Here is a 26,747-nt window from a genome sequence, read left to right on the forward strand (position 1 = left end):
CGCTACGGGCGACGCAAGGAGCATGATCTGGCACGAAAGACCGTCTTTATCCGTACATACGTACTGCGTAAGGTGAGTTAGTAGCTCTATTCTTGACCTGAGCCTAGCCCAAAGCTATAATGCGGCTAAACCCTGTTTACAGTCCTATGAGGAGCATGGTATCGCCATGAAACAATCATTGCATATTCGTAATGTGAGCATCGCAGCCTTGCTCACACTCGTGCTCTTCATCGGCGCACAGTTCTGGAGTGCGACCCCAGTTCAGGCGCAGACGGCCAACCTCCAAGTGCTCAACTCGCCCCAAATAGTTATGCCAGGAACCACCGGACGTTTCAACTTCAACCTCAACAATACGGGTGTACAACAGACCTTTACGCTCACCACAGCCACCTCCGGCGGAGTGATTGCGACCTTTCCCACCGGGAACCAGGTTGTGGTTGGTGTCCCAATCACGGATGTCGCATTTAATGTTGATGTCTTCGTGCCTGCGACAGCGGTTCCTGGAACCCAACTCGTTCAGACAATCAATGCCGCTTCGGGAACCCTCATCGTCTCCACCTTCTTCACGGTTACGGTTGGTGGTGCGACCCCAACCCCTAGCGCCACACTGACACCGACGGCGGTTAGTTCGACCACCCCGACCAAGGGGGTGGTGTGTGTGGATGGTTTCGAACCCGACAACAATCCGGCATCTTCCAAGGTCATTGATGTTAATACGGTTCAGCAACATACGATCTGCCCCGTTGATGACGAGGACTGGCTGATCTTCGGCGGTGTGGCGGGTAAGGTCTATACAATTGATGTCTCGCGCCAAGATCCGGGGATCGATCTGACCCTCGAACTCTTTGATGCCAACCTGACGAGCATCGCCTTCAACGATGACTTCTATAATCGTGTGCCGACAAACCCCAATCCGGGCGATACCAAACCGCGTATCACCATCCGCATCCCTGCCGATGGGGTCTACTACGTTAAGGTGCGCGACGCGGCTGGACGGGGTGGGGTCAACTATATTTACGATATTGCCCTGATTGATGAGAGTTATGGCCCGACACCGACCATGGTGCGTGCGATCTGCCAGGATCTCTTCGAGCCAGATGGCTTGCCTGAACAAGCGCGCCTGATCACCTCCAATGAGATGCACGAGTCGCACCGGCTCTGCCCCGAAGGCGATGCGGATTGGGTGATGTTCTTCGCCAAGGCGAGTAAGCGCTATATCATCTTCACCGATACGCGGCGCTATGCGTCGCCCTCAGTCAATGGCGAGACCCAAGCCGGGGCCGATACGGTGATGATCCTCACCGACCGCGATGGGGTCAGTGTGATTGACATGAATGACGACATCGCCGGTGGCAGTTCGCTCGACTCCCAGATCGAGTTTGTGCCTGAGGTGGATGGATTCTACTTTGTACAGGTAAAGAATGTGGGCGATATTGGCAACCAGTTCATTCGCTACGATCTGACCCTTGTCCTCTGTACCCCTGGGCAGACGAACTGTGGACGGGGGAATGTGAACACGACGCAGCCGGTCAATCCGATCACACCTTTGCCAACCGGAACCCCCGATGATGGGGTGTAGTAGCGAGTCTCATGGATCGTGAGTAATCATCTCCGCACCGAGGCTCGATTAATCATCCGCCATCTGAGTGAGATTGGCCCTCGCTTGGCTGGTTCGCCCCAAGAGGCGACGGTGGCGGCGTTCGTCAATGCGCGTCTGCGCCATACTGGTATGGGGGTGAGCACCAACCCGCTCCGGCTCACGCCCCGCCACCAGCGGACGTATGCACTGGCGGCGGCGGCGGGGTTGGTGGCGGCACTGACTGCGCTGGTGCTACCCATACCCGCGCTCATATTGGCATTGCTGGGCCTCCTCCTCTTGATCGTTAATCAGATCGTTGGCCCCCTTGTCCATATGGGCAAGCAACTTCTCAGCCAGACGATTGTCGGTAACCGGGCGATCTTCTGCGCTCATAGTTCTGCGCTTGGCCCCCCACCTCCACGCTGGCGAGTGGTACTCCTCGCCCCACTCGATACCACCATGGCCCCACCATCCCGTTGGGATCTCGTTGGCCGCGTGGTGGCCCTGTTCGTCGTGGTGCTGGCCGCCCTGCTCGATCTGCTCCTGCCTGCACGCGGCTGGGTGTTGCTCAGTATCCCCGCCAGCCTGCTACTGGTCATCCAGATCCTCGCTTTACTGCGCGAACCCCAACCCGCCCCCGGTGATGCCGATACCGGCGCCCTCGCCACCCTGCTTCTCAGCACCCAACACCTACGCGATATGCAACGGGTTGAGGTGTGGGCAATTGCCGTCGGAGCTAGTGCGCTCGATCCCGCCGGGATCGAAGAGGTGCTGCGTATCTATCCCTTTGATCCCAACCATACCCTGCTGATCAGCCTTGAACATGTGGGAAGTGGCACCCTGCACTACGCGCTCAGTCAGTCCGCCACCAGCCACCCCCTACTCACCCGTGCCACCACGTTTCTCCACCACCATTCCCAACTAGCTCCGTTGCCCCAAAGTGTATTTCGTCACCATCTCGACAAGCAACGTCTGCCCCATCTCACCCTCTTCAGTACCATCCCCGACCGCCCCGATCCCGATCTGTCTCTCCATGTCGCCGAGATGGTAGCGGGGATCATCGCGCAGATCGAGCAGGAAGAACTGCCCTCATCCGCTACTCGACCCGTCGTGGACGGTACTGCACCGCCTCCGCCAGATGGGCTGCACCGATCTGTTCCACCCCGGCCAGATCGGCAATCGAACGGGCCAGTTTGAGTACCCGGTGGTAGCCACGTGCCGAGAGGTTGAGTTGGCGCACCGCCGCCTTCATCAGGCTCTGACCGGCCCCATCAAGGCGACAATACTCGCGGATCTCGCCCGCCCCCATGTCGGCATTGGTCAGGCAGCGCGAATGGCTGCGAAAGCGCTGGGTTTGGCGTTCGCGGGCGGCCAGCACGCGGCTACGAATGTGGCTACTTGGTTCACCCAAACGCTCACTACTCAGCTTCTCGTAGTTCACCCGTGGCACATCAACATGAATATCAATCCGGTCGAGTAGCGGGCCACTGATGCGCTTCTGGTAGCGGTTGACGAGCGCCGGAGAACACGTACATGCCCGTTCAGCATCGCCATGCCAACCGCACGGACAGGGATTCATCGCCCCGATCAGCATAAAATTGGCCGGGAAGGTGACACTACCCACCGCCCGGCTCAGCGTCACCACGCGATCCTCGATGGGCTGGCGGAGTACCTCCAACTTCGATCCAAACTCCGGCAACTCGTCGAGGAAGAGCACCCCCCGATGCGCCATCGAGACCATCCCCGGCTTGACCCGACCACCCCCACCGCCGACCAAGCCCGGCTGTGAGGTGGTGTGGTGGGGCGCGCAGAAGGGTCGCTGGCGCACGAGTGGCGTATCGCGGGGGAGTTGGCCACTCACACTATAGATTTTGGTCACCTCCAGCGCCTCTTCAAGGCCCAGTGGAGGCAGAATAGAGAGCAACGCCCGTGCCATCATTGTCTTGCCCGAACCGGGTGTGCCATTCATCAGGAGATTATGACCACCGGCAGCAGCAACCTCTAAGGAGCGCTTGACATGCTCTTGGCCGCGCACATCCTGAAAATCTATCGGGAAGCGGATCTCGCCATCTTCAAAGCGAGTTTGGGCTAGGTAGGGCGGAATCGGCGTCTGAGCGCTCAGATGATCAATCAGTTCGCTCAAGGTATGCACCGGAATAATCGTTGGCCCAGCGATCAGCGCCGCCTCGGCGGCATCTTCAGCCGGAAGAAAGATCGTCTTTATCCCGTGGCTACGCGCCACAGCGGCCATCGAGAGCACCCCATCCGTATGGCGTAGGCGTCCATCAAGGCCGAGTTCGCCCAAAAAGACCGCCGCATCTACCGGAGCCTCGATCTGCTGATCTGCCAGGAGCAACCCAACTGCCATCGGGAGATCGTAGGATGGCCCCGCCTTACGCAGATCAGCGGGAGCCAGATTGACCGTGAGCCGCTTGAGCGGAAAGCGCAGCCCTGAATTACGGATGGCCGAACGAACCCGTTCGCGGCTCTCTTGGACGGCGGCATCACCTAGGCCAACTACCGTAAAGGCGGGCATCCCGCCCGCAATATCTACTTCAACTTCGACTAAGACCCCCTCAAGACCAACTAACGCACAACTATAGACCCGTGCGAGCATGATCGCCCCCAGTTCTAGGTGGTGAAGAGTGCAACGTACCTATGTACCGTAAGAACAGGGCAGAAAGATGCGTTGGATTAAAGCTGTGCAAAATATTTGCAAAACCATTGCAAACTTGTGAAGAAAGGTGTATAATACCCGCATCGTCTTATGGGAGCCGACGCAGGCCCCACAAACAAGCAACAGAATGACATTACAGCACCTGGAAAGGGGCCACCAATGCCACTCCAGCTCACCTTATGCCGTCTATGCGCACGCAGCCGCCCCGATTTCTTGCAGATGGTCAATCAACTCGCCGCCGAGTACCCTGGCAAGATCGAGATCATCGAACTCGACTGTATGGCCGCCTGCGACGACGCCCCATCGGTGATGGTAGCGACCAAATATTATGCCCATGTGGCACCGCAACAACTCTCTGCTATGGTGCATGAGAAGATGGAGGAGGAGTAACTAGATCGGCTGTAAGGCTAAGGCATGGATGGATTTCTGCCGCAAAAATGCCTGGGCGGATGGCAAATAGGCTGCTGCTCGGCGCAAATAGTCAGACGAGGTTGGATTGGCCCGCGCCGCCTGCGGGCAGACGATCCCCTGATTGTGCCACGCAGCCAAGGTGCGCCAACTTACCGGCGCACCTTCTGCCGCCGCCCGATAGAGACCGCGTTCCAGATTGGCAGCCAGATACTCAATCGCCAGATCATCACGGCTAATCTCGTTGGTGATCGCCGCCAAAAGCGCCTCTGGGGTCGCATAGTCCGCCAGATCGATCTGACTACCCACCACATGTATCGGCACATAGGCGACCTGTCCATCGGCAAGTGGAAGTTCGCCGCGCAAGATCTCTATGGCCACCGAGGGGCGCAGGTTGGTCGGCCAGACACTAAAGTCGCCCCCAACCCCACTGGCATTCACCCGTCGTTGGAGATCCTGATAGAGTGGCGTCACCACCCGCAAAGGCGCAAGATCCTCCTCAAACCAGCCAAAATGTTCGTTATAGAGGATCGTCACCATCACCAGCGCAAACTGCCGGTCGCTCATCCCCGATAGCTCTTGGCGGTTATGCCGACTCGCCGCCGCCAGAATGGTCGGGCGAAGGTGAACCATACGTTGGGCCATCTCTGGGCGAATATATGGCTCGATACTCAGCCCCGGTGTGCGTGCCAAATTGGGGCGACTCCCATGATTCCGGCTTGAAACGGGAGTGAGTTCGGTCTCAATCGCAAACGCAACCCGCTGCCCAAAGAGATAGATGATTGCTAACGCGAGTGCAACGACCCAGCGTTGAGATATACCAATGCGCATAACTGCCCCTCATAGAACCTGTGCGTGGGTTGGTGGTGCAGCATCGCACAATGCACAACGCCGTCGTTTGTGCCTAACAAACGTAGAATCTACCATAAGCTAGGACTGCTGTACATCCGCCGCTTGATGGAATGATTCTTCCACCCTTGACACCCTAAAGCGCCCACCCGTATAATGAAGACGCTCATCTAAGGCGTTTGGTTGCGTGCGCCAAAGGGCCAGAAGACGTGTATTGATGAAACTAGGTCGCTCACTCTCCTTTAGTACGATCCTCCTCAGTGTGATCTATATCGTCGCCATCCTGGTTGCCGGTGCCCTGATCGCGCAGACCTTGATCATGGCACGATCTATTCCACTGGTGCAGGCAGCCAGTACCCCTGAGGTATTGGTGGCCACCCCAACCCCGTTAACCACGGCTGCGCCACTGATTATTCTCCCTACCCCGGTTCCGCCCACGCCGCTGCCCACCATCACCGACCTTGAAACGGCTCCGGTTAACTACCATCCCAAGAGTGGGCGCTATATTGTGGTCTGGTTACCTTACAACATGAGCGAGGGTGCCCGCGCTTCTTTCGAGGCCAATAAGGATATTATTGATGATATTAGTCCCTTCTGGTACTCGACCGATTCGAGCGGACGGATCTATGGAACCCGGAATGATGAACTTGTTCAGTTGGCCCACGCCAATAATGTGCGGATCATTCCCTCGGTACATAATGTAACTGCAAACCCCGATGCGGTTGTGCCGGTGTTGCGCGATCCGCAACGCCGTGCGCTCCATATCCAGAATATTGTGGATGAGGTGCTGGCGCGAAACTATGATGGAATTGATATTGATTATGAAGCGTTGAGTAGTTCGCTCCGTGACGACTTCTCGATTTTTATCCGCGATCTCGGTGCCGCGCTCCACGCCCATGGCAAGTTGCTCACAATTGCCGTTCATGCCAAAGATAGTGACTACGGTGGTATGGGTGGCTTTCAAGATTGGGCCGAGATTGGGCAGCATGTTGATCAGTTGCGCATTATGACCTACGACTACCACTGGCGAGGTGGTTCGCCGGGGCCGGTCGCGCCCGCCTACTGGATCGAGTCGGTCACGGCCTATGCACGTAGTGTGGTTGATCCATCGAAAGTGTTGTTGGGGGTGCATTTCTATGGCTACGACTGGCCACCCGATGGGCCAGCAACCCCCCGTAGTTGGAGTATCATTCAGGATATCATTAACGAGCAGGGTGCAACCGTCAATTTTATGGAGAGCAATGCCAATGGCCGGGTTGAGGAGAGTTATTTCTCCTACCGCAGTGCTCAGGGTACTCGCCAAGTCTGGTTTATGACGCAGACCGGCTTGGCCTCAAAGATCCAGACGGTGCAGGATCTCGATCTGGCTGGAATTGCGATCTGGCAGTTGGGCTATGAGAAGCCGGAATATTGGGAGACGGTGCGCCAAAATATGGTCGAAGATCCGACCTTGATTCAACGTTCGCTCAATCCGTTGATTCCAGATCACTAGAACTATGACCTCAGAACCCGCAATCAAGGCGAATAGTAGCGAGGCGCATCAGTTCTATCAGCGCGGGCTTGCGGCTGCCCGGGGTGGCCAGAAGCGGGTTGCCGAGGGGTTGCTCATCCGTGCGGTTCGGCTCGATCCGCAGCATGAGCGCGCCTGGCTCTGGTTAAGTGCAGTTGTGGAAGATCCACAGCAGCAAGCCTTCTGCCTTGAAGCGGTGTTGGGTATTAATCCTAACAACGAACCGGCGCAACGTGGACTGCGCACGTTGAAGGAACAGAAGTTGCTTGTCGGTGCTGCTAAACCTATCACTGGCCTCAGCCAACCGCCTGCGGATGGTGCGAAACCTCTGCATAATGATCATCAGGAGTCTTGGTGGATCACTTGGCGCCGCCGCCGCCGTGACATCAGCCGCGCACGATTGTTGATCTGGCTCTTCCCACTGATGCTGGTGGGCCTGGCGATGGGCCTGAACAGCATGGTGGCGATTGCGATCACCCCCACTGCGGCACCTGCTACGGTCATCGCGGAACCAGTGGCCGCGCTGAGTGCCCCGCCAACGCCCACAATGGTCTCGATTCTGGAAGCCGAACCGATCTCGGTCATTGAGGGCTTGACGATCTCGTACCTAGAGGCCATCGCTCCGCTCCGTACAACCCTGCGCGATGCAACACTGGCCTATCGCAATGCCACCAGCCAACCGGGAGGATCGGTGGGCTATGTGGTCTCGACTCAGCACCTCTATGCGGTAGTACAACGTGCGATCAGCGACCTCGATAAGCTACGGCCACCGCGTACGCTCCAACAGGCCCACAACGATTACCGGCGCGGCCTTGAATTGGAACTTGAGGGGCTTGGTGCGGTGCTGGAGTTCTACAGCGGCTATGATGTGGCGAATGCGAACCATGCTGCGCAGCGCTTCCAAGAAGCGCGGGCCTATATTGAGCGTGCGACAATCACCTTCAATGCCCATAGCCAGCACATGGCTCAGTTGAGTAGTATTGGCCCCAATACTGCACGCTAGATCGTCAATAATTCCAAGGGGGTATCGTATGACCCGTGTTCTCTTCATCCACGGCACGATGACCCGTTACGATGCTGATTATCTGCGCGGGTTTGCCACGATCCGTGATCGCCTTCAGTCCTGGAATCCGAGGGTTCAAGTAGATAAGTTCCCATGGGGTGAATACTGGGGCGCGGAGATGAATCCGCGCTTTCTCAGTATCCCCGGTGTAGAAGAGCGTGCGGCCCCGCTGGTGTTGGGGGCGACCTCCGATGCGTTGGACGATGCACCCGACCCGACGGTGGCGGTGTGGGGGATGCTCTATGCCGAGCCATATGCTGAATTGGTTTTACTAAATGCCTCTCCGCCACCGGAATCCAGATCGGGAAGCAACCTGCTGCCTGCTATCCAGCAGCTTGCTGCAGATCCAGTGCCTGAGGATCTGGCCGATCTGCTACACCAAGGTGGGATCGCAGCGACCTTCCCGCGCGCACTCCAGCGTATGCTGTCAGCTACAGAGTTCTACTCCCTCCTTAGCAATGTTCCACCCGCCCACACCGATGACTACCGCAGTGCGCTGGTGCGGGCGCTGCTCGCCGATGCGATGCGCCTCGCGCTTGATGATGGAGCCTACCCGCTGCTCTTCAGCGCTGCACGGCTGCGCGACTCCATCGCTGAACGGCTGGCCCAGATCCTTGATCCTGGGGTGCCGGTGCTGGGTGGTATGCGCGATTGGCTCACCTTCCTGCCCGCCACCGCGCTGACGGAGATGCTTTTGCAGCCCTTCCGCGTTGAGTTGACCAAGGCGATCCTGGCGTTCCTCGGCGATATTCTGACCTATCAACTCCGCCGCCAAGCTATTCAACAGGCGATTGCGGCCCAGATTGGCACAACGCCAACGGTGTTGCTCGCGCATAGTCTGGGTGGGATTGCCTGTATTGATCTGCTGCTGAGCCACCCGACAATACGCCGATATGTCCCGCTGATGATTACTGCCGGTTCGCAGGTGGGGGTCATGCACGAGATTGGTGCGCTTGGCAGTTTGGGGGTGGCGCGAGCCGAACCGACCCACCTGCCCACCGGGTTCCCACCCTGGCTCAATTTCTACGACCGCAGCGATATGCTGGGCTTCCAGGCCACCACTGTCTTTGGCGGGACGATCCGCGATGTGGCGTTGAAGAGTGGCCAACCCTTCCCGCATGCCCATAACGCCTATTGGTCGAATGACCAACTCTGGGAGCATGTCGGCAGCGCCATTGAGCGCCCTGATCATATCACCATCCAGTGGCGCTAAAAAACAACGGCTCGGTGCTTTAAACAAGCACCGAGCCGTATTGTTTGGCTGGGGGACAGGGATTCGAACCCCAACTACCTGAGCCAGAATCAGGTGTTCTACCCTTAAACTATCCCCCACCGATGGGCAGATAGTTCGTGCCCAATGGTGCCGAAAGCGGGACTCGAACCCGCACGGGGTCACCCCCACTACGCCCTGAACGTAGCGCGTCTGCCAATTCCGCCACTTCGGCAAGTGGTTTGTTCAACGTTCGGTATGATACTATGGGACGCAGGTTTTGTCAAACTCGCTGAGCTTCGTAACTATTCACACTTGGGGTAAAAGAAATCTCGTATTGACGCAAAGGCGCAAGGACGCAAAGGTTTTGTTGCAGGCTTTGCGCCTCTGCGTCTTTGCCTCAAAAACTGGAAGCTAGGAGAAGTGTGAACAGTTACACCGTTCTAGCCGTTTGACATTCGGGCCGGTTGCTGCTACCCTATAGAGCAACGGGGCGTGGCTCAGTCTGGTAGAGCACCGCGTTTGGGACGCGGGGGCCGGGGGTTCGAATCCCTCCGCCCCGACCATACATCAGCGAGATCTTCGCGGGCGATTGACGCCGGTCATCTGCGCATGGGCGCCGGTGGCCGGCGTTTATCATTCAGATAGCCAAGGAGTGTGCGCGGTGGCCCAGCCCGCACAGCCATATGTATGCCCACTATCTTGATTGTTGAGGATGAACGCACCCTCGCCGAGACCCTGCGCTATAACCTGGAGCGTGAGGGCTATACGGTTGTGCTGGCGAGTGATGGGGTGCAGGGTTTAGAGTATGCCCGTCGTACACCGCCCGATCTGATTGTGTTGGATATTATGCTCCCGCGCCTAGATGGTTTTTCGGTTTGCCGCATCTTGCGCCAAGAGAGCGATGTGCCGATCATTATGCTTACGGCGCGTCAGGACGAGGTAGATCGCATCGCGGGGCTTGAACTCGGGGCCGATGATTACATTAGCAAGCCGTTCAGCCTGGGTGAGTTCCTGGCCCGTATCCGCGCCATCATGCGCCGCTCCGAACGGCAACCGCGTGCCAGTGAGCGCGAGGTGCTCTCGGCTGGGGCACTGCGCGTGGATACCGGTAGTCGTCGGGCGTGGCGTGAACAACAGGAGTTGACGCTACCCCAAAAGGAGTTCGATCTGCTCACCTGCTTGGTGCGCAACCGGGGCATCGCACTCTCTCGCGATCTGCTGCTCGAACGGGTCTGGGGGCCAGATTTTATTGGCGATAGCCGCACCGTGGATGTGCATATCCGCTGGCTGCGCGAGAAGATTGAACCCAACCCGGCGCAACCCTGCTACATACAGACCGTGCGCGGGGTGGGGTATCGCTTTGAGCCGCCGAGTGATGCATGATGCGATGATAAGCCTACTCGACATCATCCTGACTCTTGCTCTACTGGCTAGTCTCGGCGGGCTCTTCTGGTGTCTGCGCCGTCCTCTATCCCGCCCCGCCCCCCAGTTGCTGCAACCGACCGATAGCCTCGATCCCGCTGAACAGCCGCTCTTCTTCGCCGTCGCGGCAGCAGTTGATGTGGGGATGATTGTCGTGGATCAACACCGGCAACTGCGCTTTGTGAGCCAAGCGGCTATGCAGATGCTGGGGGTTCATGAGCCGATCCTCTATCTGGGCCTGATTACGATTCTGCGCGATCACCAAGCGGATGCGCTGGTGGGGGACGTGCTGACTGATGGTGAACCGCGTGAGATGACGATGCGCCCGATTTCGAGTGGGCGCACCTTGCGGCTGAACGCCTCGGCCCTCAATGGCGCGGGGGCGTTGCTGATTATCCGCGATGTCACCCAATTGAGTATGCTCGAACGCTCACGTCGCGATCTGGTGGCCAATGTAAGCCACGAGTTGCGCACGCCGCTGGCTTCGCTCAAACTGCTCGTGGAGACGGTGCAATCTGACCCACCGCCCGACGTGGCGCACCGCATGCTCGAACAGATGGCCCAGGAGATCGATTCGGTCACGCAGTTGGTGGATGAACTACATGATCTGGCCCAGATCGAGTCGGGGCGGGTCTCACTCAAACTAGCGCCGCTCCCGATTGGCCCGGTGATCGAGCGCGCCCTGGAGCGCATCCGCCCCCAAGCCGACCGCAAGGGGCTGACGTTGGGGGCCGAGATACCTCATATCGAGCAAGCGGTATTGATGGACCCCAACCGGGTGGGTCAGGTCTTGCTCAACCTGTTACATAACGCGGTCAAGTTTACTGCTGAGGGTGGAAATGTTCAGATTCGGGTGCGCCTCATCGGTGAAGATGCCGGTCAGGTCGGACCATGGTTATTAGTAAGTGTCTGTGATAGCGGCGTGGGCATCCCGGCATCGGATCTGCCGCGCATCTTTGAGCGCTTCTACAAGGTAGATCGCGCCCGTACCCGCCATGCTGGCGGAACCGGGCTAGGTCTGGCTATTGCCAAGCATCTGATCGAGGGCCACGGCGGGCGGCTCTGGGCCGAGAGTGTGGAAGGGCGTGGCAGTACCTTCTCGTTTACTCTGCCGGTGGCATAGAGGAACATTCCACTTGACCCATTGGAAATTTGATCAATACTAAGGCTATCCATCATTCCCTTCATTGTATTTGCCAAATTGTACAGAATCCCGATAATGATTGGGCACTCGTGCCACAACCCAGACTGAGGAGGCTCCGAAATGATCGACGTCCGTGACAATGCTGTGCCGATGGTTGATCCGCTTACTGGCACGGCCCTACTCGAATATGCTTCTGCGCTCGCCTACAACATCGGCCCGCGCCCAGCAGGCCACGAGCCGGAGAACCGTGCTCGTACCTACATCCGTAAGACCCTACAGGCCATGGGGATCGAGGAGATAAAAGCGCAGCCCTTCCAGACCCCTGACACCTGGGGCTATGCGATGAGCACTCCCTTGGCCCTCTCGTTGGGGGGGTTGCTGATCAGCCGCCTGGGTTGGCCGGGGCGTTTCGTGGCCAGTTTGCTCGGTGGTACGGCGGCCTACCTCACCTGGCGCGCCGCAAGTGGCCTACGCCAACCGCTCGCCCAGTATGCACCCCAGAAGACTTCGGCCAACCTGATTGTGCGCATCCCTAGTGCAGGTCGCCCCAAGCATAAGGTGGTGTTGCTGGGCCATACCGATACGAACCGCCACCGTGATAGCTTCAGCACCGAGCGCAAGGGGATGTTGCCCCAGATGACGACCGCGCTGATGGGCTTCCAGGCCGCTGGGGCGGTGGCCCAAGTGATCGGCAACCCCTGGCTGACGCGCGCGATTGGTGTGGCACAACTTGCGGGTCTGGGGGCTATTCTGGCCGATGAGCGCGGGCCATATGTTGATGGTGCCAACGATAACGCCAGCGCGGTCGCATGTCTGCTTGGTCTGGCCAACCTCCTCAACGCCAAGCCACTTGAGCACACCGATGTCTGGATCGTCTTCACGGGCGCCGAAGAGCCGGGCTTGGTGGGTGTCCATACGTTACTTGATGAGTATGGCGACCAGTTGATGGGCGCATACTTTGTTGACCTAGAGATGGTTGGGCGCGGTCAACTAGTCTATGTGGCCGAACACAGCGGCTTCTCGACCCTGAGCAGCTACACGCCCGACCCCGAGTCGGTGGCACTGGTGGAGCGCACCGCGATTGCGCATCCGTCGTCGCGGGTCAGTGGTAAGAAACTGATGATACTTGAAGAGATCGCCGCCGTGCGTCGCCGGGGCTACAAGGGTATCTGCCTCGTGGGCCTCGATTCGGATGGCTGGCCGGCTAACTGGCACCGTGACACCGATGCGATTGGCAACATCCATCCCGAAGCGCTGGAGCGCGCCGCACGCTTCACGTTCTCCATGCTTCAGACCCTGGACGCCGATTAGGACGTGTGAGGGTAACGCTGTTGAAGAGACGGCCCATCGGGCCGTCTCTTGGTATTGCCTTTGTTCTTCTTCTCGGCTATCATTCTTTCTGAAAACTTACATAGTACCTACAGATTACCACCCCATACTATGAAATATGCCGAGCTAGAATTAACTCTGCGCAGCGTAGGCGAAAGTTATACAGCCAACCTACGTTTCTTTGCATCTGAGAATACTTCCGGTACAGATATTGCCAAAGATGTGCAGATCAAATTTGATACGTCGACTCTGCTTGGATTGCATAATAACTGGGTTGGTTATGGACGCGAACTGACTGGACAACTCTTCGCCAACGCAAAGATGCGGGAGGCATGGGCTGAAATTCGGGGTTTTATCGCACACGATGACACACTACTGCGTCTGCGTTTACATATTGAACCGAGTGCTGATGCGTTGCATTCACTCTACTGGGAGTTGCTTCAGGATCCCAAAACATACAAGTCTCTCTGCCGCAGTGAACGCGTACTCTTGACACGCTACTTGGCGTCACACGAATTATTAGCGCCAATCACACCTCCGGATCGTAATACTCTTCGTGCTTTGGTGCTCGTCGCTAATCCCAGTGATCCAGAGCGCTATAACTTAACCCCGCTAGATGTGGATGGCGAGATCAGCCGTGTCCGCACAGCCTTAGACCCCATCCCCACAACGGTATTGGCGCGTGTACCGCATGGTCAGGGAGCTACACTTGAGGCACTGATTCGTACCCTGCGCATAGGTTACCCGCTCCTAAGCCTAACCTGCCATGGAAGAATGGTTGATGGCGAACCGCTTCTCTATTTCGAACATGCCGCTGGCCATACTGACACGATCTCAGGCACAAAGCTGGTTCAACGTATCGCCGATCTTCCATCTGCGCAGCGTCCATTGTTGATCATCTTGGCCGCATGTCAGACCGCCGGAAGAGGGCAACAGTATGAGACAGAATTTCTGGCTGCGCTTGCTCCGCAGTTGGCCCGTGCTGGAGTAGGCGCGGTGATCGGGATGCAAGGCAACGCTCCGGTAACATTGGTTGAGGCTCTTCTTCCGCAACTCCTAAGCGAACTACGCGAGAATAGCCAGATTGACCGTGCATTAGCACTGGCCCGCACCACGCTTGCCGATGATCAACCCTGGTGGATGCCGGTGCTCTTTATGCACATGCGCGATGGGCGTTTGTGGACTGAGAGTCCAACCGTTCCGCCTAATCCCGTACCGCAGGTCGCTGCGGGTCTCAATGCTCTCGTGGATCTGATCCAGAATCCAAACATTCGCACCGCCTCGACCGAATTCCGCAAGGACTTTGCTACCTCTCGTGCCCAAGTCGCTAAGGTGATCGCATTTAAGGATATTCACGATCTACTACACATCATCCAATTTCAGTGTTATATCCCATTGGAACATGAAGCGCACCATTTTCCCGATGAGGATGTAGCATGTGATAGTATCGCTGAGTATGCCTTGTCTCTTCGCCAAAAAATAAATGATATTCAAGAAGCCTTCACCCGTGCACCAGAGATTCTGGGCAAGGGGACATGGATTGCCGAATTGCGTAGTGCCGATGCGAATATACACCAAGCCTTAGCACAGCGCGATCCGGACATGTTGAAAAAAGCAATCCAGCAGATTGATCGTGTTCTAGGTCGACATGCCTCCTTCATCAATACCAACCTAACCGCCAATGCCCGTAATCTACGGTTGCAAGACCTAGTTAAGGTTATGAACCAGATCCAGGCACATCTGCACCTTGCCAGCACTGACCATCAACGTCTGGCGCGTTTTATGGCCGGGGTTGACGCACTAAGCATACTACATCAGCAGATCGAACAAATGATTGATGATCACGATGACTGGCAGGAAATTGACCGCCAGGTGCGCCAGATCAGCGCAATCCTGCCCCATAATACTGATGAACTGAAATTCTCCTGGCCCTATCTGCGCGAATGCCTTAGCCGTCTGTTATTGATTGAGGCAACCTGGGTTCAGCCGTTCCAACAAGTAATGTCAGAACTCGATATGGCTCTAGAGAATCTTAGCGAGCGTTCAAAAGCGATATTTCATAGATGTAGCCGACTCATCAACGAGCGTTTCTTCAAAGTAGATGTCGATCTCAAACGACTCTGTAACCAATTACGTGAACTCGATGATCCACTCGCCGAATTGGAGAGGATGCTCACATGAGTGCCAAACCAAGCACCACCGAGCCTTTCACCTCACTAACGGCACTGCGCACCGCCCATGTCGATCTGCTCAAACGCCATCGGGCCAACGGAGAGACACCTGAACTGCTAACAGCAGTTGGGGAGTTCTTGGAACGCAGTCGTTCGACCGGGGCCATCTTGGCCGAGGATGAGGAACGTTGGACGGCTCAGAGTCTGATTGATTACTGGACCACGAGCCTCTATCGCGCTGGTAACCCAACCCCAAATTATGTTCTGGTCGAGTTCGATCCCGACCAAGCACCGGCGCTTCCCGACTCGGTGTGTCCCTACATGGGCTTAGATGCCTTCGAAAAAGATCATGCCCCCCTCTTCTTTGGGCGACATCGGGTTATAGCTGATCTGGTCGAAAAGTTGCGTGAACAGCGGCTGGTCGCGATTGTTGGGCCTTCGGGTAGTGGGAAATCATCGCTGGTACGCGCAGGGTTACTGCCGAAGCTCCTTGAAGATGCCATACCAGGGAGTGCCAATTGGCAGATTCTGCCGCCGATGGTACCTGGCTCCGATCCCAAGGCTGCGCTTGATCGCACATTGGCGCTCTCTGTGGATGCCGATACGCCATTACTCCTAGTGATCGATCAGTTTGAGGAGATCTTTACCCTCTGCACCAATGAGGATGACCGACAGATATTTCTGAATCATTTGCTGACACTGTCTACCCAGACAACTCCCCCACACCGAGTTGTGCTGACCATGCGCAGCGATTTTGAGAACTCAATTACCCGCGCCGCAACACTTGAAGCCCTCTACCAGGATGGCAAGGTGGTACTCCCACCCATGACCGCCAGTGATCTACGCGAGGCGATTGAGCGACCAGCCGAGCAGGTGGGCTTGAAGTTTGAGGCGGGACTCGTGGATGCCCTGCTCGGTGATATCCTTGGTGAACCCGCTGCACTGCCCTTGCTTCAATACAGCCTACTCAAACTCTGGGAAGCACGTGAACGCAATCGAGTCACACTGAATGCCTACAAACATGTGGGCGGCGGACGACTGGCTTTGGCGCGAGGTGCCGATGCGGTCTACAATAGTCTCATCCCTGAAGATCAAGTAGCAGCCAAGCGGATTCTGCTACGCCTAGTGCGCCTCGGAGAGGGCTTAGAGGTAACTAGTAATCGTATCCAGCGCACAGATCTTGATCGTGGTGGTGAAGATCCTGGGCGTATTGAACGGGTTGTGCAGAAGTTGGTCGCCGCCCGCCTATTGCGCCTAAGCGCTGGTGAAAACCCCGAAGATACGCAGATCGAGATCGCCCATGAAGCGTTAGTGCGCAACTGGGCAACCTTCATCGAGTGGCTGGAGGATGAACGCCACGATCTCCGCCAGCGCCAGCGTTTGCGAAGTGCGGCTGAACAGTGGCACCACATGGGCCAAGATGCAAGTGCCCTGCTGTCTGGTCGGCTATTGGAGCAAGCCCAGCACTATACCGATCTCAACCCACAGGAATGCGCATTTGTGGATGCAGGCGTTGCCGCCGAGGAGGCCAAAGTACGCCGCGAGGCCCGCACAAACCGGTTGATTCGCATCTTGTTAGTGGTAACCAGCATAGCCAGCGTGATAGCAATCATGTTTGCGGTGCAAGTAAACTTGGCACGTGCAGATGTCGAGCAGCAGCGCAAAATTGTAGATATCCAGCGCCTCGCCTTTGCTGCCCAGATCCAATCCCGCGAGAACCCGGAGGTTGGTGTCCTGCTCGCTTATGAGGCAAATGTCGGTAATGATAATCCCATCACGAACCAGGCTCTCCGTGAGGCTATCAGTGCGATATCCTGGCAACCCACACCCCTTTTGGGCCACACAAATTGGGTCAATAGCGCGGTCTTCAGCCCCGATGGAAGTCGTATCCTCACCACTTCTTGGGATAACACCGCACGGCTCTGGGATCATAGCGGACAACTCCTTGTTACCTTCTCCGGCCATACAGAGGGAGTGAATTATGCCGTCTTTAGCCCTGACGGAAAACATATTCTCACTGCCTCGGTGGATGGGACTGCGCGCTTGTGGGATGTTAGCGGTCAACACCTAGTCACCCTTTCTGGACATACAGATAGTGTCACGCACGCCATCTTCAGCCCTGACGGGACACGCATTCTGACCGCTTCTTTGGATACTACCGCCCGTCTATGGGATCTTAATGGCGAACTTCTGGCCACCCTCTCCGAACATACAGAACTTGTCAGCAGCATCGCTTTCAGCCCCGATGGTACTCGCATCCTCACCGCTTCGTGGGACGATACTGCGCGGTTGTGGGATACTAATGGGCAACACCTCGCCACCCTCTCTGGGCATCGCATTGGGGTTATGAGTGCAGTCTTCAGCCCCGATGGTACTCGCATCCTCACCGCTTCTTGGGACGGTACTGCACGGTTATGGGATACCAATGGGCAACATCTTGTCACCCTCTCTGGGCATACCAATCCACTTAGCAGCGCAGTCTTCAGCCCTGATGGCACCCGCATCCTCACTGCCTCGGAGGATGGCACCGCCCGGCTTTGGGATACAGATGGTCAACTCATCACTATCCTCTCAGGCCATACTGATAGCGTTACAAGCACCACCTTTAGCCCTGACGGTAGGCATATTCTGACCGCATCTAGGGACACTACCGCTCGACTCTGGAATGAGACGGATCAGCCTCTTGCTACCCTCACAGGCCATACCGGAGCCGTCAATGACGCCATATATAGCCCAGATGGCCAGTCCATATTCACGGTCTCAAATGATACAACTGCCCGGTTGTGGGATGCTCATGGGATCCCTCTTGTTCTACTCAAGCATGAAGGTGCAGTATATAAACCAATCTTCAACGCGGATGGTACCCGTATCCTCACCGCCTCGTTTGACAAAACCGCCCGCCTGTGGGATACCAACGGACAACTTCTCGCCACGCTCTCTGGCCATACCGATATTGTCAAACAGGCGGTCTTTAGTCCAGATGAGACGAGAATTCTCACCGCTTCGGAGGATGGAACCGCACGGCTGTGGGATATTGATGGCCAACTCCTCATTACTCTTGCAGAACACACTGCTACTGTCACCAGCGCCGTCTTTAGCCCCGATGGGACACGTATTCTGACAGCATCAAGAGATCAGACAGCTCGCCTGTGGGACGCCAACGGGCAAACCATCGCCACTCTCGCTGATCATACAGACGATGTTACTAGCGCAGTGTTTAGTCCTAATGGCAGCCGCATTCTCACCGCCTCGTTTGATAACACTGCCCGCCTGTGGGACGCCAACGGAAAACTAATTGCCATCCTCGCTGATCATACGGGTTGGGTCACCAGCGCAATCTTCAGCCCCGATGGGACGCATATCCTCACTGCCTCAGATGATAACACCGCCCGCCTCTGGGATAGTAATGGAGAGTTAATCACCATCCTCTCTGGACATACAAGCGATGTTACCAGCGCAGTCTTCAGCCCCGATGGGACGCATATCCTGACGGCATCAAGAGATCTGACAGCACGCCTGTGGGATGCCAACGGGCAACCGCTTACCACGTTCACTGGCCATACAGGCCCTATCTGGAGCGCAGTCTTTAGTCCCGATGGTTCACGCATCCTCACCGCCTCAGCGGACGGGACGGCACGGCAATACCTAGTAACAAGTGAAGATCTGCGGCGTGCCGCAGCGTGTCGGGTGGGTCGCGGGTTGACCGAGGAGGAGATCGTGCTCTTCCAAGTGCCTACGCCACTGGCTTTCGACTTTGCGCAGCGCGAGTGCCCACCAGTCTACTCGTGGCAGCGGTAGTGGCATCTTTCTGGATACTGCTATCGCATTGTGTAGCGGCAGATGGCCTTACCCCTTAGACAATTCGTATGGTATTATCTCTGCACATATCACCAACGTAGGGGCGAAGCAGCGCCCTCCAACCTAGTTTGTGTTCCCCTGCTATGATAGAGGGCGCTACTTCGCCCCTACAGGGTTCCGTAGAAGGATCTTCCTATGCTCCAAGCTGCTCACCTCCTCCAGCATGAACTGATCCGCCTACGGCGCGATATTCATGCCCACCCCGAACTGAGTTTTACTGAGACCCGTACTGCGGCACTCGTCGCCGAGACGCTGTTGGAGATCGGAGGCTTACGGGTGCGCACGGGTGTCGGGCGCACCGGGGTGGTGGCGGATCTGGGTGATGATGCGGGGCCAACGATTGCCATCCGCGCCGATATGGACGCGCTGCCGATCCTGGAGGCGGTGGAGCAGCCCTATGCCTCGACCATCCCTGGGGTGATGCACGCCTGCGGCCATGACGCGCATACCGCCATCCTGCTCGGTACCGCCCACCTGCTGCGTGAACGCTTTGCCGTGGAGGGGCTGCGCGGGCGGGTGCGCTTCCTCTTTCAGCCCTCCGAGGAGGCGTGGGATGCCGAAGGGAAGAGCGGTGCCCCGCGTATGATTGACGATGGCGCACTCGAAGGGGTTGATGCGGTCATTGCGCTGCATGTGGATTCGATGCTCCCACTGGGCCAGGTGACGATCCGTTCGGGTTGGAATACCGCCGCCGTGGATGACTTTGCGGGAGTGTTGGTAGGAACGGGTGGCCATGGTGCCGCCCCCCACGAGGGTAACGATACGGTACAGATGTTGGCGGCGGTGATCAATGCGCTCTACTGTATCAAGTCACGTCGCATTGACCCGGTACAGCCAGGGGTCTTGAGTATCGGAATGGTTCACGGCGGCAATGCCACCAACGTCATCCCGGCGGAGATGGCGCTTGCCGGGACGTTGCGTAGCTACAGTGAGGATGTGCGCAACCGGCTGGCAGCCGAGGTGGAACGCGCCTTCGGGGTTGCCCGCGCTTTGGGCGGCGAGTATCGCCTGACGATTACCCGTGGTTATCCGGCAGGTTGGAACGACCCCAAGGTCGCCGGGTGGATCGAAGCGGTCTGCCGTGATATGCTGGGCGAAGCGGCGTTTGATCGCTCACCCGCCGGGCTAGGTGCCGAGGACTTCGCCTATATGTGCCAGCAAGCCCCTGGTGCGATGTTCATGCTGGGGGCCGCGATCAATGATGGGGTGGCACGTGCCCATCATACCCCGATCTTTGATGTTGATGAGCGTTGCTTGCCGCTAGGTGCCGCGCTGCTTGCTGAGACTGCGTTGCGTTTTCTGCGTGGCGATCTGAAGTAGACATGACACACGGGAGGATGAATGTCTGCGCCTACTCCTATTACGGTGCTCTTTGTCTGTATGGGCAATATTTGTCGCTCCCCCATGGCCGAGGCGGTCTTTCGGCATCTGGTGCAGGAAGCGGGCTTAACCGAACAGATCGTGATCGATTCGGCGGGGACGGGTGGCTGGCACGCGGGCGAACCTCCCCACCAGGGCACACTGGCGGTTCTGCAACGCCATGGGATTAGTGCCGATGGTCAGGTGGCGCGCCAGATCACCAAGGCCGATTTTGGCAACTTCACCTATATTGTGGCCATGGATGCCGATAATCTGCGCGACCTGCGGATGCATGATCCCAGAGGCTGTCGGACGCGCCTGTTGCTCGATTATGCGCCGACGACTCGTACCCGCGAAGTTCCCGACCCCTACTACAATGGGCGTTTCGATGAGGTGTATGCGCTGGTCACTGCGGGGTGCCAGGGATTGTTGGCCGAAATACGCCGGGAGCATGGACTCTGATGGGGCTGCCAGTTACCCTGCGCAGCCAGATCGAGGCCATCCTGGCGTGTCCAATAAGCGAGATTGAACCCCTTGGCCAGAGTTTCGGCTCGCGCTTGATGCGCCTGAGCACCCCCCAGGGTCGCTTTGCGCTCAAGTGGGCCAGCCACCCGCTGCCCAATGCGATGTCCGCCGAAGCTCAAGGGCTGCGCACGTTGGCTCAAGCGGCGGCACTGGCCATTCCTGACGTGATCTGTGTGGTTGATCCGGCCCCACCCGATGGCTATGCCTTCCTGCTCACACGTTGGCTTGATAGCGCTGGTGCGCGTGTGGACATGGCCGCGTTGGGTGAGCAGTTGGCGCTGCTTCATCGCACCAGTGCCCGCGCCTATGGCCTTGATCACGATAACTATATTGGTGGTAATCCCCAATATAACGCTTGGATGGATGCATGGCCGCGTTTTTTTGTTGAACGCCGACTCCAGCCCCAAATCGAACTCGCTGCTCAACAGGGCTACCTCCCCATGAGCCGCCACCACAAGCTGGATCGTCTTCTGGCTCGGATTGAGGATCTGCTCACCGATGTTGACCGTCAACCCGCGCTCCTGCACGGCGATCTGTGGGGTGGCAATGTCATCCCGGCAGATCCGCAGGGCCGCCCCGGCCTCATCGATCCGGCGGTTTATTATGGCGACCGCGAAGCCGAATTGGCCTTCACCGAACTCTTTGGTGGCTTTGGCCCTGTCTTCTACCAAGCCTACCAGCGCACATGGCCTTTGCCATCTGGCTATGCTGAACGCCGTGACCTCTACAACCTCTACCACCTTCTCAATCACCTCAACCTCTTTGGCACTGGCTATGCCTTTCAGGTCGATCAGATTATCCAGCGCTATGCCGGGTAGTACCAGGAGATAGGATGCTACCATCGGACTTCGCGACTGAAAGAGCACCCATGAGACTATCGGATAACCATGAGCGCATGACCCGGCTGCGGATGGGGCGTACCGACCTGCTCTTTGCAAGCCCACCCGGTCTACCCGAACTCCCGGCGGGAAATGAGGTGATGGCGCTGTGTGCAGGGTTACTTGCCCCCGCTGCCGATGAGCGAATCCTGCTGCTCGGCTGTAACCACGGTGCGTTGGGGGTTGTATTGGCTCGATCTGCCTGTCATGGCCAGGTCATTCTGAGTGACCCCAACCTGATCGCGCTTCAGGCGGCCCAACGCACGCTTGAGATCAACCACATCCCCAATGCGGCGGTCAATGTGGAAACCAGCCTGTTGCCGAGCTTGGCTGGGCAGTTAGATCGGGTGATTATTCTGGCTCCACAGAGCCGCGCCCTTGCCCGCCGCTGGTTGGTTGAGACGTTGGCTCTTTTACGCCCCGGCGGAACCCTGAATATTGCCGGAGCCAACCGGGGCGGTATCCAGAGCCAAATGAATGATGCGAGTAGCCTGTTTGGCCCGCTTATTCCCTTGGGGATCGGTAAAGGTTGTCGGGTATGTCAGGCGCAACGCCCCGCCCAACCGCCGCCGCCTCCCGACTGGGCGCACCAGGAGGGTATTGCGGTGGGAACCTGGCATACCTTCGTGGCGAACCTTCCTACTGGTCTACGAACACTCCATAGCCTGCCTGGGGTCTTTAGTTACGAACACCTTGATCCCGGCACCGATCTCCTCTTGCGTAGCCTACCGCTGCCACCCGGAGGCCGCGTGCTGGATGTCGGCTGTGGCTATGGGCCAATCGGGTTAGCCGCCGCTGCGGCCGGGGCCGCATGGGTGGATATGATTGATGTCAATATGCTCGCCGTCGCTGCGGCGCGCTTCAATGCCCAACGCTACAAGCTCAAAGGGGCGGTCTTCGCTGCTGATGGTCTGGATGTTGTGGCTGAACGTACCTACGATTTAATCCTCAGCAATCCCCCCTTCCATAGCGGAAGTAAGATTGATACTAGCGCCACTGCGGCGATGATGGCGCATAGCCGGAGCCTCTTACAGCCCAATAGACGTTTGGCGCTGGTAGCGAATCGCTTTCTGCCCTATGAGCATATGCTGGAAAACTCCTTCTCACGGGTGACGCGGCTGGCAGAGGATCGCAGCTATCAGGTATTTGTCTGTCAGTAGGGGCAAAGCATCGCCTCGCAGTCCAGCTAGATGCTTCGCCCCTACAAGATGAATGGATCGTTGTCACCCAAGACCCATTCATGCCTCACGCCAAAAAATATAGTGCGGCCCGGTGCCGGGAGACATAAACTCTTCCCCATAGACCGCAAAGCCCTGAGCGGTGTAAAATGACATGGCGGAACTGCGCCCATTGCACCAAATCACCTCACCACCATGCTGGTGTACGTGGGCCACACAGGCCGCAACTAAGGCCGCTCCATACCCTTGGCGCTGTACTTCGCGCAGCGTGGCCATACCCCGTAAACGCCATCCAGGCCGTTGCGGAGCTGCTGGACATGCCTCCGGGCTGATGCTGGCAATCCCTACTAGCCGATCATCCTGAAAGGCTCCCACATGCAACGCCAGCGGATGATCGTCACCCGGATAGACCAACTCCGCAAGGCGCATAAAGGGTCGCAAGACCCGCTGACGCAACGGGCGTGTCTGGGCCGCACTGATCGGGCGAATGTCGTGCTGCATACTCCTCCGGGTGGTGCTACCGCTTCGCTCTCTCACTATTATTATAGATCATTGAGATATACATATGATACCTCCAACCCTATTGCCCGTCCTCACCTATCTGGCCGATTTCTTTGCCCATCACCACGTACCGGTCTGGATGATTGGGGGCACGAGCCGTGATCTGATACGCGGCGTGGTTCCTACCGACGTCGATCTGGTGGTTGATGGGGATGGTATGGCACTTGCACGCACCCTCGCCGACCGGCTCGATGGCAGTTTTGTGCCCCTCGATGGCGAACACTGCACCGGGCGCACGGTCTTGCCCGCTCGTGCGAACACGCCGACTCTCTACCTCGACATTGCCCGTCTGCGTGCCCCTAGTATTGATGGTGATCTGCGGCTGCGTGACTTCAGCATCAATGCGATGGCGCTGCCACTCACCCCACACCTACTTGCTCTGTGGGCCGAACCTGACGGAGCCAACCAACTCCATACGGCCTTGCTCGATCCAACTGGTGGTTTGGCCGATCTGTATGCTGGGACCCTGCGCGCTACTGGCCCGGCCAGCATGGCCGATGACCCGTTGCGCACGCTGCGTGCCCCGCGCTTTGCCGCGACGCTCAACCTTAGCCCCGCCCCAGAATTGGCCGCGCAGATCCGCGCTGCTGCGCCGGGGTTGGCGCGCATAGCTGGCGAACGCCTGCGCGATGAACTGTTCAAGCTGCTTGAGACACCGAGTAGCGCAGTCTGGATCGAGTACCTTGATGCATGTGGTGCGCTCACCATCCTCTTTCCCGAACTTGAAGCCGCTCGCACCTGTACGCAGCCCCGCATTCACTTCTTGCCTGTGCTGGCCCATATGCTCGAAACAGTTACCAGTTTGGAGTGGATCATCCAGGGCTTACCGCTCGCCTCCAACCTGCGCCCTCCCTTTGCCCCACGCCTGCCGGTGGCCGTGCAGACCTACCCGCACCTCAGCCGCGCCATGCCCTACGCCGATGAGTATGCGCGCCTGCTCGGTGAGATGCGCAGCAATGGGCGGCGGCGTCTGGCCCTGCTCAAACTCGCCACCCTCATCCACGATAACGCCAAACCGCAGACCAAGCAGGTCAACCCCGACGGCAAGGTGAGTTTCTACGGGCATCAGGAGCTTGGGGCTGAGGTTGCCACCCAGATCGCCAAACGGCTGCGCATGAGCCGCCAGGATAGTGCCTACATCAGTCTGATCGTGCGCGAACACATGCGTCCCGGCCAGTTACGCGCCGGTGAGGTTTTGACCCCACGCGCCGTGGTGCGTTTCTTCCGCGACACCGGCGATGCGGGGCCGGATGTTCTATTGCACGAACTTGCTGACCATATGGCGACGCGGGGGCCAAACCTGCAACCGGAGCATTGGGAGATCCATCGCACGTGGATCAGGGAGCTTTTGGATGTCCACTGGGGTGTTCCTGTGGAGCACCGCCAACCACTAGTGCGTGGGGACGATCTGATCCGCGAGTTGAAGATTGCCCCTGGCCCAGAGATTGGGCGGTTGCTACGGGGTATTGGGGAGGCGCAGGCCAGTGGAGAGATCAGCAGCTATGCCGAGGCGATTGCACTTGCCCAGCGTATGCTGAATGAACCAGAAGAATCGACAAAGCCCGCCTAGGCGGGCTTTGTACCATCGAGGCAGGTGCTTCAGCCCTACGGCGTGCTACCGCAATACATCACGCACAATCTGTTCGAGGCGATCTAGGGGAAAGGGCTTGGGGAGGTAGTAATCAACGCGCTGCTCACGCGCCCGCTTCTCAAGCTCCGGCGTTGCATAGGCGGTAATCATCACCACACGGGTATCAGGTGACGTCTCTTTAATTGCCGCTGCGAGTTGAAGGCCATTCATGCCCGGCATATTATAGTCCGTGATCACCAGTGGAACCGGGCGCAGGGCGATTTGGGCAAGTGCCTCGGCACCACCATTCACCGTGACAATATCGTAACCGCCCGTCAGATCACGCATCAGACGATGCAGGATTATCAGGATGTCCGGCTCGTCTTCCACCAGAACAATGGCCGGATTGCGTCCAGAAACATCGGGCATAGGATTGCTCCTCGATCCCCTTTACCAAAATGGGTAACGGAACAACTGGCGGAAACACCATCCCCTTAAAAAGGGGTAGTTCTATAAACGTCAGATTGTTATCCGATTGACACATAGTAGGAAGACTACTTGCCGTGTCGCGGAATACCCGTGACGGCAATTGTAACATACAGCGATGTGAGGAGCAAGAAGATCTTTTTTGGTGCCAGGGCATGTGCAAAGTCACCTCCGGTGGGGGTGCAGGGGCGGCTGTGCAGCCCCAAGGACTTTGCACATGCCCTGTTTTTGGTGCTGTTTGGCGGCTGCGCCGCCAAACAGCACCAAAAACAGGGGTTTGGGGCGCGGACGATACTTCACCCCTACGTTCCTACCGAAACCAGCCTAGATAGAGCCCGGCACCAATCAGCAGCAGCGGCCCCCAGATCATGCCAGCACCAAGCAGCGCCGGGAGGTTCGCGATAGCCACCAGCACGCCCACGGCAAAGAGCGGCACGGCTGGATAGATCGGCCATTGGCTGCGCTTGCCAAAGAGCGACCGCCCCAGGGCGAAGATGCCTAAGAAGCCCAACGCTAACCCCCACAGCACCGAGACACCGTCGGTCAAGTCAGCAAAGGTGACGCCAACACTCAGGCCACTCAGAATACAGGCCGGGATGATCAGTCCATAGCTGCGCTTCCATAAGCCGAAGAAGAAGAAACATGAGGCAATGGTCAGCAACACCATGCCACCGCTCAGATCAAGCGGCAGGGTCGCCCCGCGTGCGAAGAGCAGCACAATCCCCAGGCCAATCAGGGCAACGGCAAGCGGATGCTTGCGCTGATCGGGCAACGCAAGACTGCCCTGGCCCGCCGGTGTGGGCGAATAGCTCATGTCGGGTGGGAGTTGGAGTTGCTGGGTCGGCAAGCCCGCCGAAGAACGCTCGGCCTGACGTACACGCGCACTGTCTTGTTCGGTATATTCGGTCTGCATCATCTTCCTCCTTCATTATTGCCGCTGTTAAGACGACACCTTGAGGAGGAAGGT

The 26,747-nt window shown here is 57.7% G+C and carries 21 protein-coding genes and 3 tRNA genes; 17 read left to right on the forward strand and 7 right to left on the reverse strand.

The annotated features are described in order from the left end of the window. Positions 1-166: 166 nt before the first annotated feature. Positions 167-1,579: a PPC domain-containing protein gene (locus tag EKD03_RS02060; RefSeq protein WP_238613334.1), complete on the forward strand. Its 1,413-nt coding sequence runs from the start codon at positions 167-169 to the stop codon at positions 1,577-1,579. 18 nt (positions 1,580-1,597) lie between these two features. Then, complete coding sequence (locus EKD03_RS02065) at positions 1,598-2,776, forward strand: hypothetical protein (protein ID WP_129626805.1); 1,179 nt, start codon at positions 1,598-1,600, stop codon at positions 2,774-2,776. Here the strand turns inward: EKD03_RS02065 and EKD03_RS02070 are convergent. Further along, positions 2,676-4,196, reverse strand: coding sequence for a YifB family Mg chelatase-like AAA ATPase (locus tag EKD03_RS02070; protein ID WP_129626807.1), 1,521 nt, complete (start codon positions 4,194-4,196; stop codon positions 2,676-2,678). The genes EKD03_RS02065 and EKD03_RS02070 overlap by 101 nt on opposite strands. A 219-nt stretch (positions 4,197-4,415) precedes the next feature. Between EKD03_RS02070 and EKD03_RS02075 the strand changes: the two genes are divergently transcribed. Next, positions 4,416-4,646, forward strand: a complete 231-nt coding sequence (locus EKD03_RS02075) for an NAD(P)H-dependent oxidoreductase subunit E (RefSeq protein WP_129626809.1) — start codon at positions 4,416-4,418, stop codon at positions 4,644-4,646. Here the strand turns inward: EKD03_RS02075 and EKD03_RS02080 are convergent, their stop codons facing one another. Beyond that, on the reverse strand, positions 4,647-5,495 hold the full coding sequence (locus tag EKD03_RS02080) for a hypothetical protein (protein WP_238613336.1): 849 nt from the start codon (positions 5,493-5,495) through the stop codon (positions 4,647-4,649). It abuts the gene before it with no gap. A 235-nt stretch (positions 5,496-5,730) separates the two neighbouring features. On the opposite strand from EKD03_RS02080, the gene EKD03_RS02085 reads away from it, so the two are divergent. Genes EKD03_RS02085 through EKD03_RS02095 form a run of 3 tightly spaced genes read left to right on the forward strand, consistent with a single transcriptional unit; the run spans position 5,731 to position 9,299 of the window. Then, on the forward strand, positions 5,731-7,005 hold the full coding sequence (locus tag EKD03_RS02085; protein ID WP_129626811.1) for a glycosyl hydrolase family 18 protein: 1,275 nt from the start codon (positions 5,731-5,733) through the stop codon (positions 7,003-7,005). Positions 7,006-7,009: 4 nt separating this feature from the next. After that, the gene (locus tag EKD03_RS02090; protein ID WP_129626813.1) at positions 7,010-8,026 is read left to right on the forward strand and encodes a hypothetical protein; all 1,017 of its coding nucleotides are present in this window, start codon (positions 7,010-7,012) and stop codon (positions 8,024-8,026) included. A 28-nt stretch (positions 8,027-8,054) separates the two neighbouring features. Next, entirely contained in the window at positions 8,055-9,299 is a 1,245-nt protein-coding gene (locus EKD03_RS02095; RefSeq protein WP_129626815.1) for a hypothetical protein, read from the forward strand. Positions 9,300-9,344: 45 nt separating this feature from the next. Here EKD03_RS02095 and EKD03_RS02100 read toward each other — a convergent pair. Next, positions 9,345-9,418: transfer RNA gene (locus EKD03_RS02100), tRNA-Gln, on the reverse strand. 26 nt (positions 9,419-9,444) lie between these two features. Beyond that, positions 9,445-9,531, reverse strand: a tRNA-Leu gene (locus tag EKD03_RS02105). 254 nt (positions 9,532-9,785) lie between these two features. On the opposite strand from EKD03_RS02105, the gene EKD03_RS02110 reads away from it, so the two are divergent. From EKD03_RS02110 to EKD03_RS02155, 10 genes are all read left to right on the forward strand, one after another. Continuing rightward, positions 9,786-9,862 (forward strand) — tRNA-Pro (locus EKD03_RS02110). A gap of 124 nt (positions 9,863-9,986) precedes the next feature. Then, complete coding sequence (locus tag EKD03_RS02115; RefSeq protein WP_129626817.1) at positions 9,987-10,682, forward strand: response regulator transcription factor; 696 nt, start codon at positions 9,987-9,989, stop codon at positions 10,680-10,682. A 4-nt stretch (positions 10,683-10,686) separates the two neighbouring features. Further along, positions 10,687-11,844: a sensor histidine kinase gene (locus EKD03_RS02120; protein WP_129626819.1), complete on the forward strand. Its 1,158-nt coding sequence runs from the start codon at positions 10,687-10,689 to the stop codon at positions 11,842-11,844. Between the two features lie 141 nt (positions 11,845-11,985). Beyond that, positions 11,986-13,176: a M28 family peptidase gene (locus EKD03_RS02125; protein WP_129626821.1), complete on the forward strand. Its 1,191-nt coding sequence runs from the start codon at positions 11,986-11,988 to the stop codon at positions 13,174-13,176. Between the two features lie 60 nt (positions 13,177-13,236). Continuing rightward, the gene (locus EKD03_RS02130; protein ID WP_129626823.1) at positions 13,237-15,375 is read left to right on the forward strand and encodes a CHAT domain-containing protein; all 2,139 of its coding nucleotides are present in this window, start codon (positions 13,237-13,239) and stop codon (positions 15,373-15,375) included. After that, the gene (locus EKD03_RS02135) at positions 15,372-19,163 is read left to right on the forward strand and encodes an nSTAND1 domain-containing NTPase (protein WP_129626825.1); all 3,792 of its coding nucleotides are present in this window, start codon (positions 15,372-15,374) and stop codon (positions 19,161-19,163) included. Before EKD03_RS02130 ends, EKD03_RS02135 begins: the two co-directional genes overlap by 4 nt. 195 nt (positions 19,164-19,358) lie before the next feature. Beyond that, positions 19,359-20,543 carry a M20 metallopeptidase family protein gene (locus EKD03_RS02140; RefSeq protein ID WP_129626827.1) on the forward strand — a complete coding sequence of 395 codons (1,185 nt, stop codon included), beginning with the start codon at positions 19,359-19,361 and terminating at the stop codon, positions 20,541-20,543. Positions 20,544-20,564: 21 nt separating this feature from the next. After that, the gene (locus EKD03_RS02145; protein ID WP_129626829.1) at positions 20,565-21,044 is read left to right on the forward strand and encodes a low molecular weight protein-tyrosine-phosphatase; all 480 of its coding nucleotides are present in this window, start codon (positions 20,565-20,567) and stop codon (positions 21,042-21,044) included. After that, positions 21,044-21,925, forward strand: coding sequence for a fructosamine kinase family protein (locus tag EKD03_RS02150; RefSeq protein ID WP_129626831.1), 882 nt, complete (start codon positions 21,044-21,046; stop codon positions 21,923-21,925). The genes EKD03_RS02145 and EKD03_RS02150 overlap by 1 nt, the downstream gene beginning before the upstream one ends. Before the next feature lie 50 nt (positions 21,926-21,975). Continuing rightward, positions 21,976-23,145, forward strand: coding sequence for a methyltransferase (locus EKD03_RS02155; protein WP_161569160.1), 1,170 nt, complete (start codon positions 21,976-21,978; stop codon positions 23,143-23,145). A 78-nt stretch (positions 23,146-23,223) separates the two neighbouring features. Here EKD03_RS02155 and EKD03_RS02160 read toward each other — a convergent pair whose 3' ends face one another. After that, positions 23,224-23,664: a GNAT family N-acetyltransferase gene (locus EKD03_RS02160; RefSeq protein WP_129626835.1), complete on the reverse strand. Its 441-nt coding sequence runs from the start codon at positions 23,662-23,664 to the stop codon at positions 23,224-23,226. 64 nt (positions 23,665-23,728) lie between these two features. Here EKD03_RS02160 and EKD03_RS02165 point away from each other — a divergent pair, with 64 nt between their 5' ends. Continuing rightward, positions 23,729-25,294, forward strand: coding sequence for a CCA tRNA nucleotidyltransferase (locus EKD03_RS02165; RefSeq protein WP_129626837.1), 1,566 nt, complete (start codon positions 23,729-23,731; stop codon positions 25,292-25,294). A 45-nt stretch (positions 25,295-25,339) separates the two neighbouring features. On the opposite strand, the gene EKD03_RS02170 is transcribed toward EKD03_RS02165, so the two are convergent. Together EKD03_RS02170 and EKD03_RS02175 are read right to left on the reverse strand one after the other, a co-directional pair. After that, positions 25,340-25,723 carry a response regulator gene (locus EKD03_RS02170; RefSeq protein ID WP_006560973.1) on the reverse strand — a complete coding sequence of 128 codons (384 nt, stop codon included), beginning with the start codon at positions 25,721-25,723 and terminating at the stop codon, positions 25,340-25,342. 367 nt (positions 25,724-26,090) lie between these two features. After that, complete coding sequence (locus EKD03_RS02175; RefSeq protein WP_129626838.1) at positions 26,091-26,696, reverse strand: hypothetical protein; 606 nt, start codon at positions 26,694-26,696, stop codon at positions 26,091-26,093. Between the last annotated feature and the right edge of the window lie 51 nt (positions 26,697-26,747).

The organism is Candidatus Oscillochloris fontis (genome assembly GCF_004138135.1).
GTDB classification, from domain to species: domain Bacteria; phylum Chloroflexota; class Chloroflexia; order Chloroflexales; family Chloroflexaceae; genus Oscillochloris; species Oscillochloris fontis.

What these genes read in the sequence shown, in the direction of transcription:
- EKD03_RS02155 (WP_161569160.1), top strand. Translation starts at nt 21,976, where the DNA reads ATGAGACTATCGGATAACCATGAGCGCATGACCCGGCTGCGGATGGGG.
- EKD03_RS02135 (WP_129626825.1), top strand. Translation starts at nt 15,372, where the DNA reads ATGAGTGCCAAACCAAGCACCACCGAGCCTTTCACCTCACTAACGGCA.
- EKD03_RS02090 (WP_129626813.1), top strand. Translation starts at nt 7,010, where the DNA reads ATGACCTCAGAACCCGCAATCAAGGCGAATAGTAGCGAGGCGCATCAG.
- EKD03_RS02150 (WP_129626831.1), top strand. Translation starts at nt 21,044, where the DNA reads ATGGGGCTGCCAGTTACCCTGCGCAGCCAGATCGAGGCCATCCTGGCG.
- EKD03_RS02170 (WP_006560973.1), bottom strand. Translation starts at nt 25,723, where the DNA reads ATGCCCGATGTTTCTGGACGCAATCCGGCCATTGTTCTGGTGGAAGAC.
- EKD03_RS02175 (WP_129626838.1), bottom strand. Translation starts at nt 26,696, where the DNA reads ATGATGCAGACCGAATATACCGAACAAGACAGTGCGCGTGTACGTCAG.
- EKD03_RS02095 (WP_129626815.1), top strand. Translation starts at nt 8,055, where the DNA reads ATGACCCGTGTTCTCTTCATCCACGGCACGATGACCCGTTACGATGCT.
- EKD03_RS02070 (WP_129626807.1), bottom strand. Translation starts at nt 4,196, where the DNA reads ATGCTCGCACGGGTCTATAGTTGTGCGTTAGTTGGTCTTGAGGGGGTC.
- EKD03_RS02080 (WP_238613336.1), bottom strand. Translation starts at nt 5,495, where the DNA reads ATGCGCATTGGTATATCTCAACGCTGGGTCGTTGCACTCGCGTTAGCA.
- EKD03_RS02060 (WP_238613334.1), top strand. Translation starts at nt 167, where the DNA reads ATGAAACAATCATTGCATATTCGTAATGTGAGCATCGCAGCCTTGCTC.
- EKD03_RS02145 (WP_129626829.1), top strand. Translation starts at nt 20,565, where the DNA reads ATGTCTGCGCCTACTCCTATTACGGTGCTCTTTGTCTGTATGGGCAAT.
- EKD03_RS02115 (WP_129626817.1), top strand. Translation starts at nt 9,987, where the DNA reads ATGCCCACTATCTTGATTGTTGAGGATGAACGCACCCTCGCCGAGACC.
- EKD03_RS02075 (WP_129626809.1), top strand. Translation starts at nt 4,416, where the DNA reads ATGCCACTCCAGCTCACCTTATGCCGTCTATGCGCACGCAGCCGCCCC.
- EKD03_RS02140 (WP_129626827.1), top strand. Translation starts at nt 19,359, where the DNA reads ATGCTCCAAGCTGCTCACCTCCTCCAGCATGAACTGATCCGCCTACGG.
- EKD03_RS02125 (WP_129626821.1), top strand. Translation starts at nt 11,986, where the DNA reads ATGATCGACGTCCGTGACAATGCTGTGCCGATGGTTGATCCGCTTACT.
- EKD03_RS02085 (WP_129626811.1), top strand. Translation starts at nt 5,731, where the DNA reads ATGAAACTAGGTCGCTCACTCTCCTTTAGTACGATCCTCCTCAGTGTG.
- EKD03_RS02120 (WP_129626819.1), top strand. Translation starts at nt 10,687, where the DNA reads ATGATAAGCCTACTCGACATCATCCTGACTCTTGCTCTACTGGCTAGT.
- EKD03_RS02160 (WP_129626835.1), bottom strand. Translation starts at nt 23,664, where the DNA reads ATGCAGCACGACATTCGCCCGATCAGTGCGGCCCAGACACGCCCGTTG.
- EKD03_RS02165 (WP_129626837.1), top strand. Translation starts at nt 23,729, where the DNA reads ATGATACCTCCAACCCTATTGCCCGTCCTCACCTATCTGGCCGATTTC.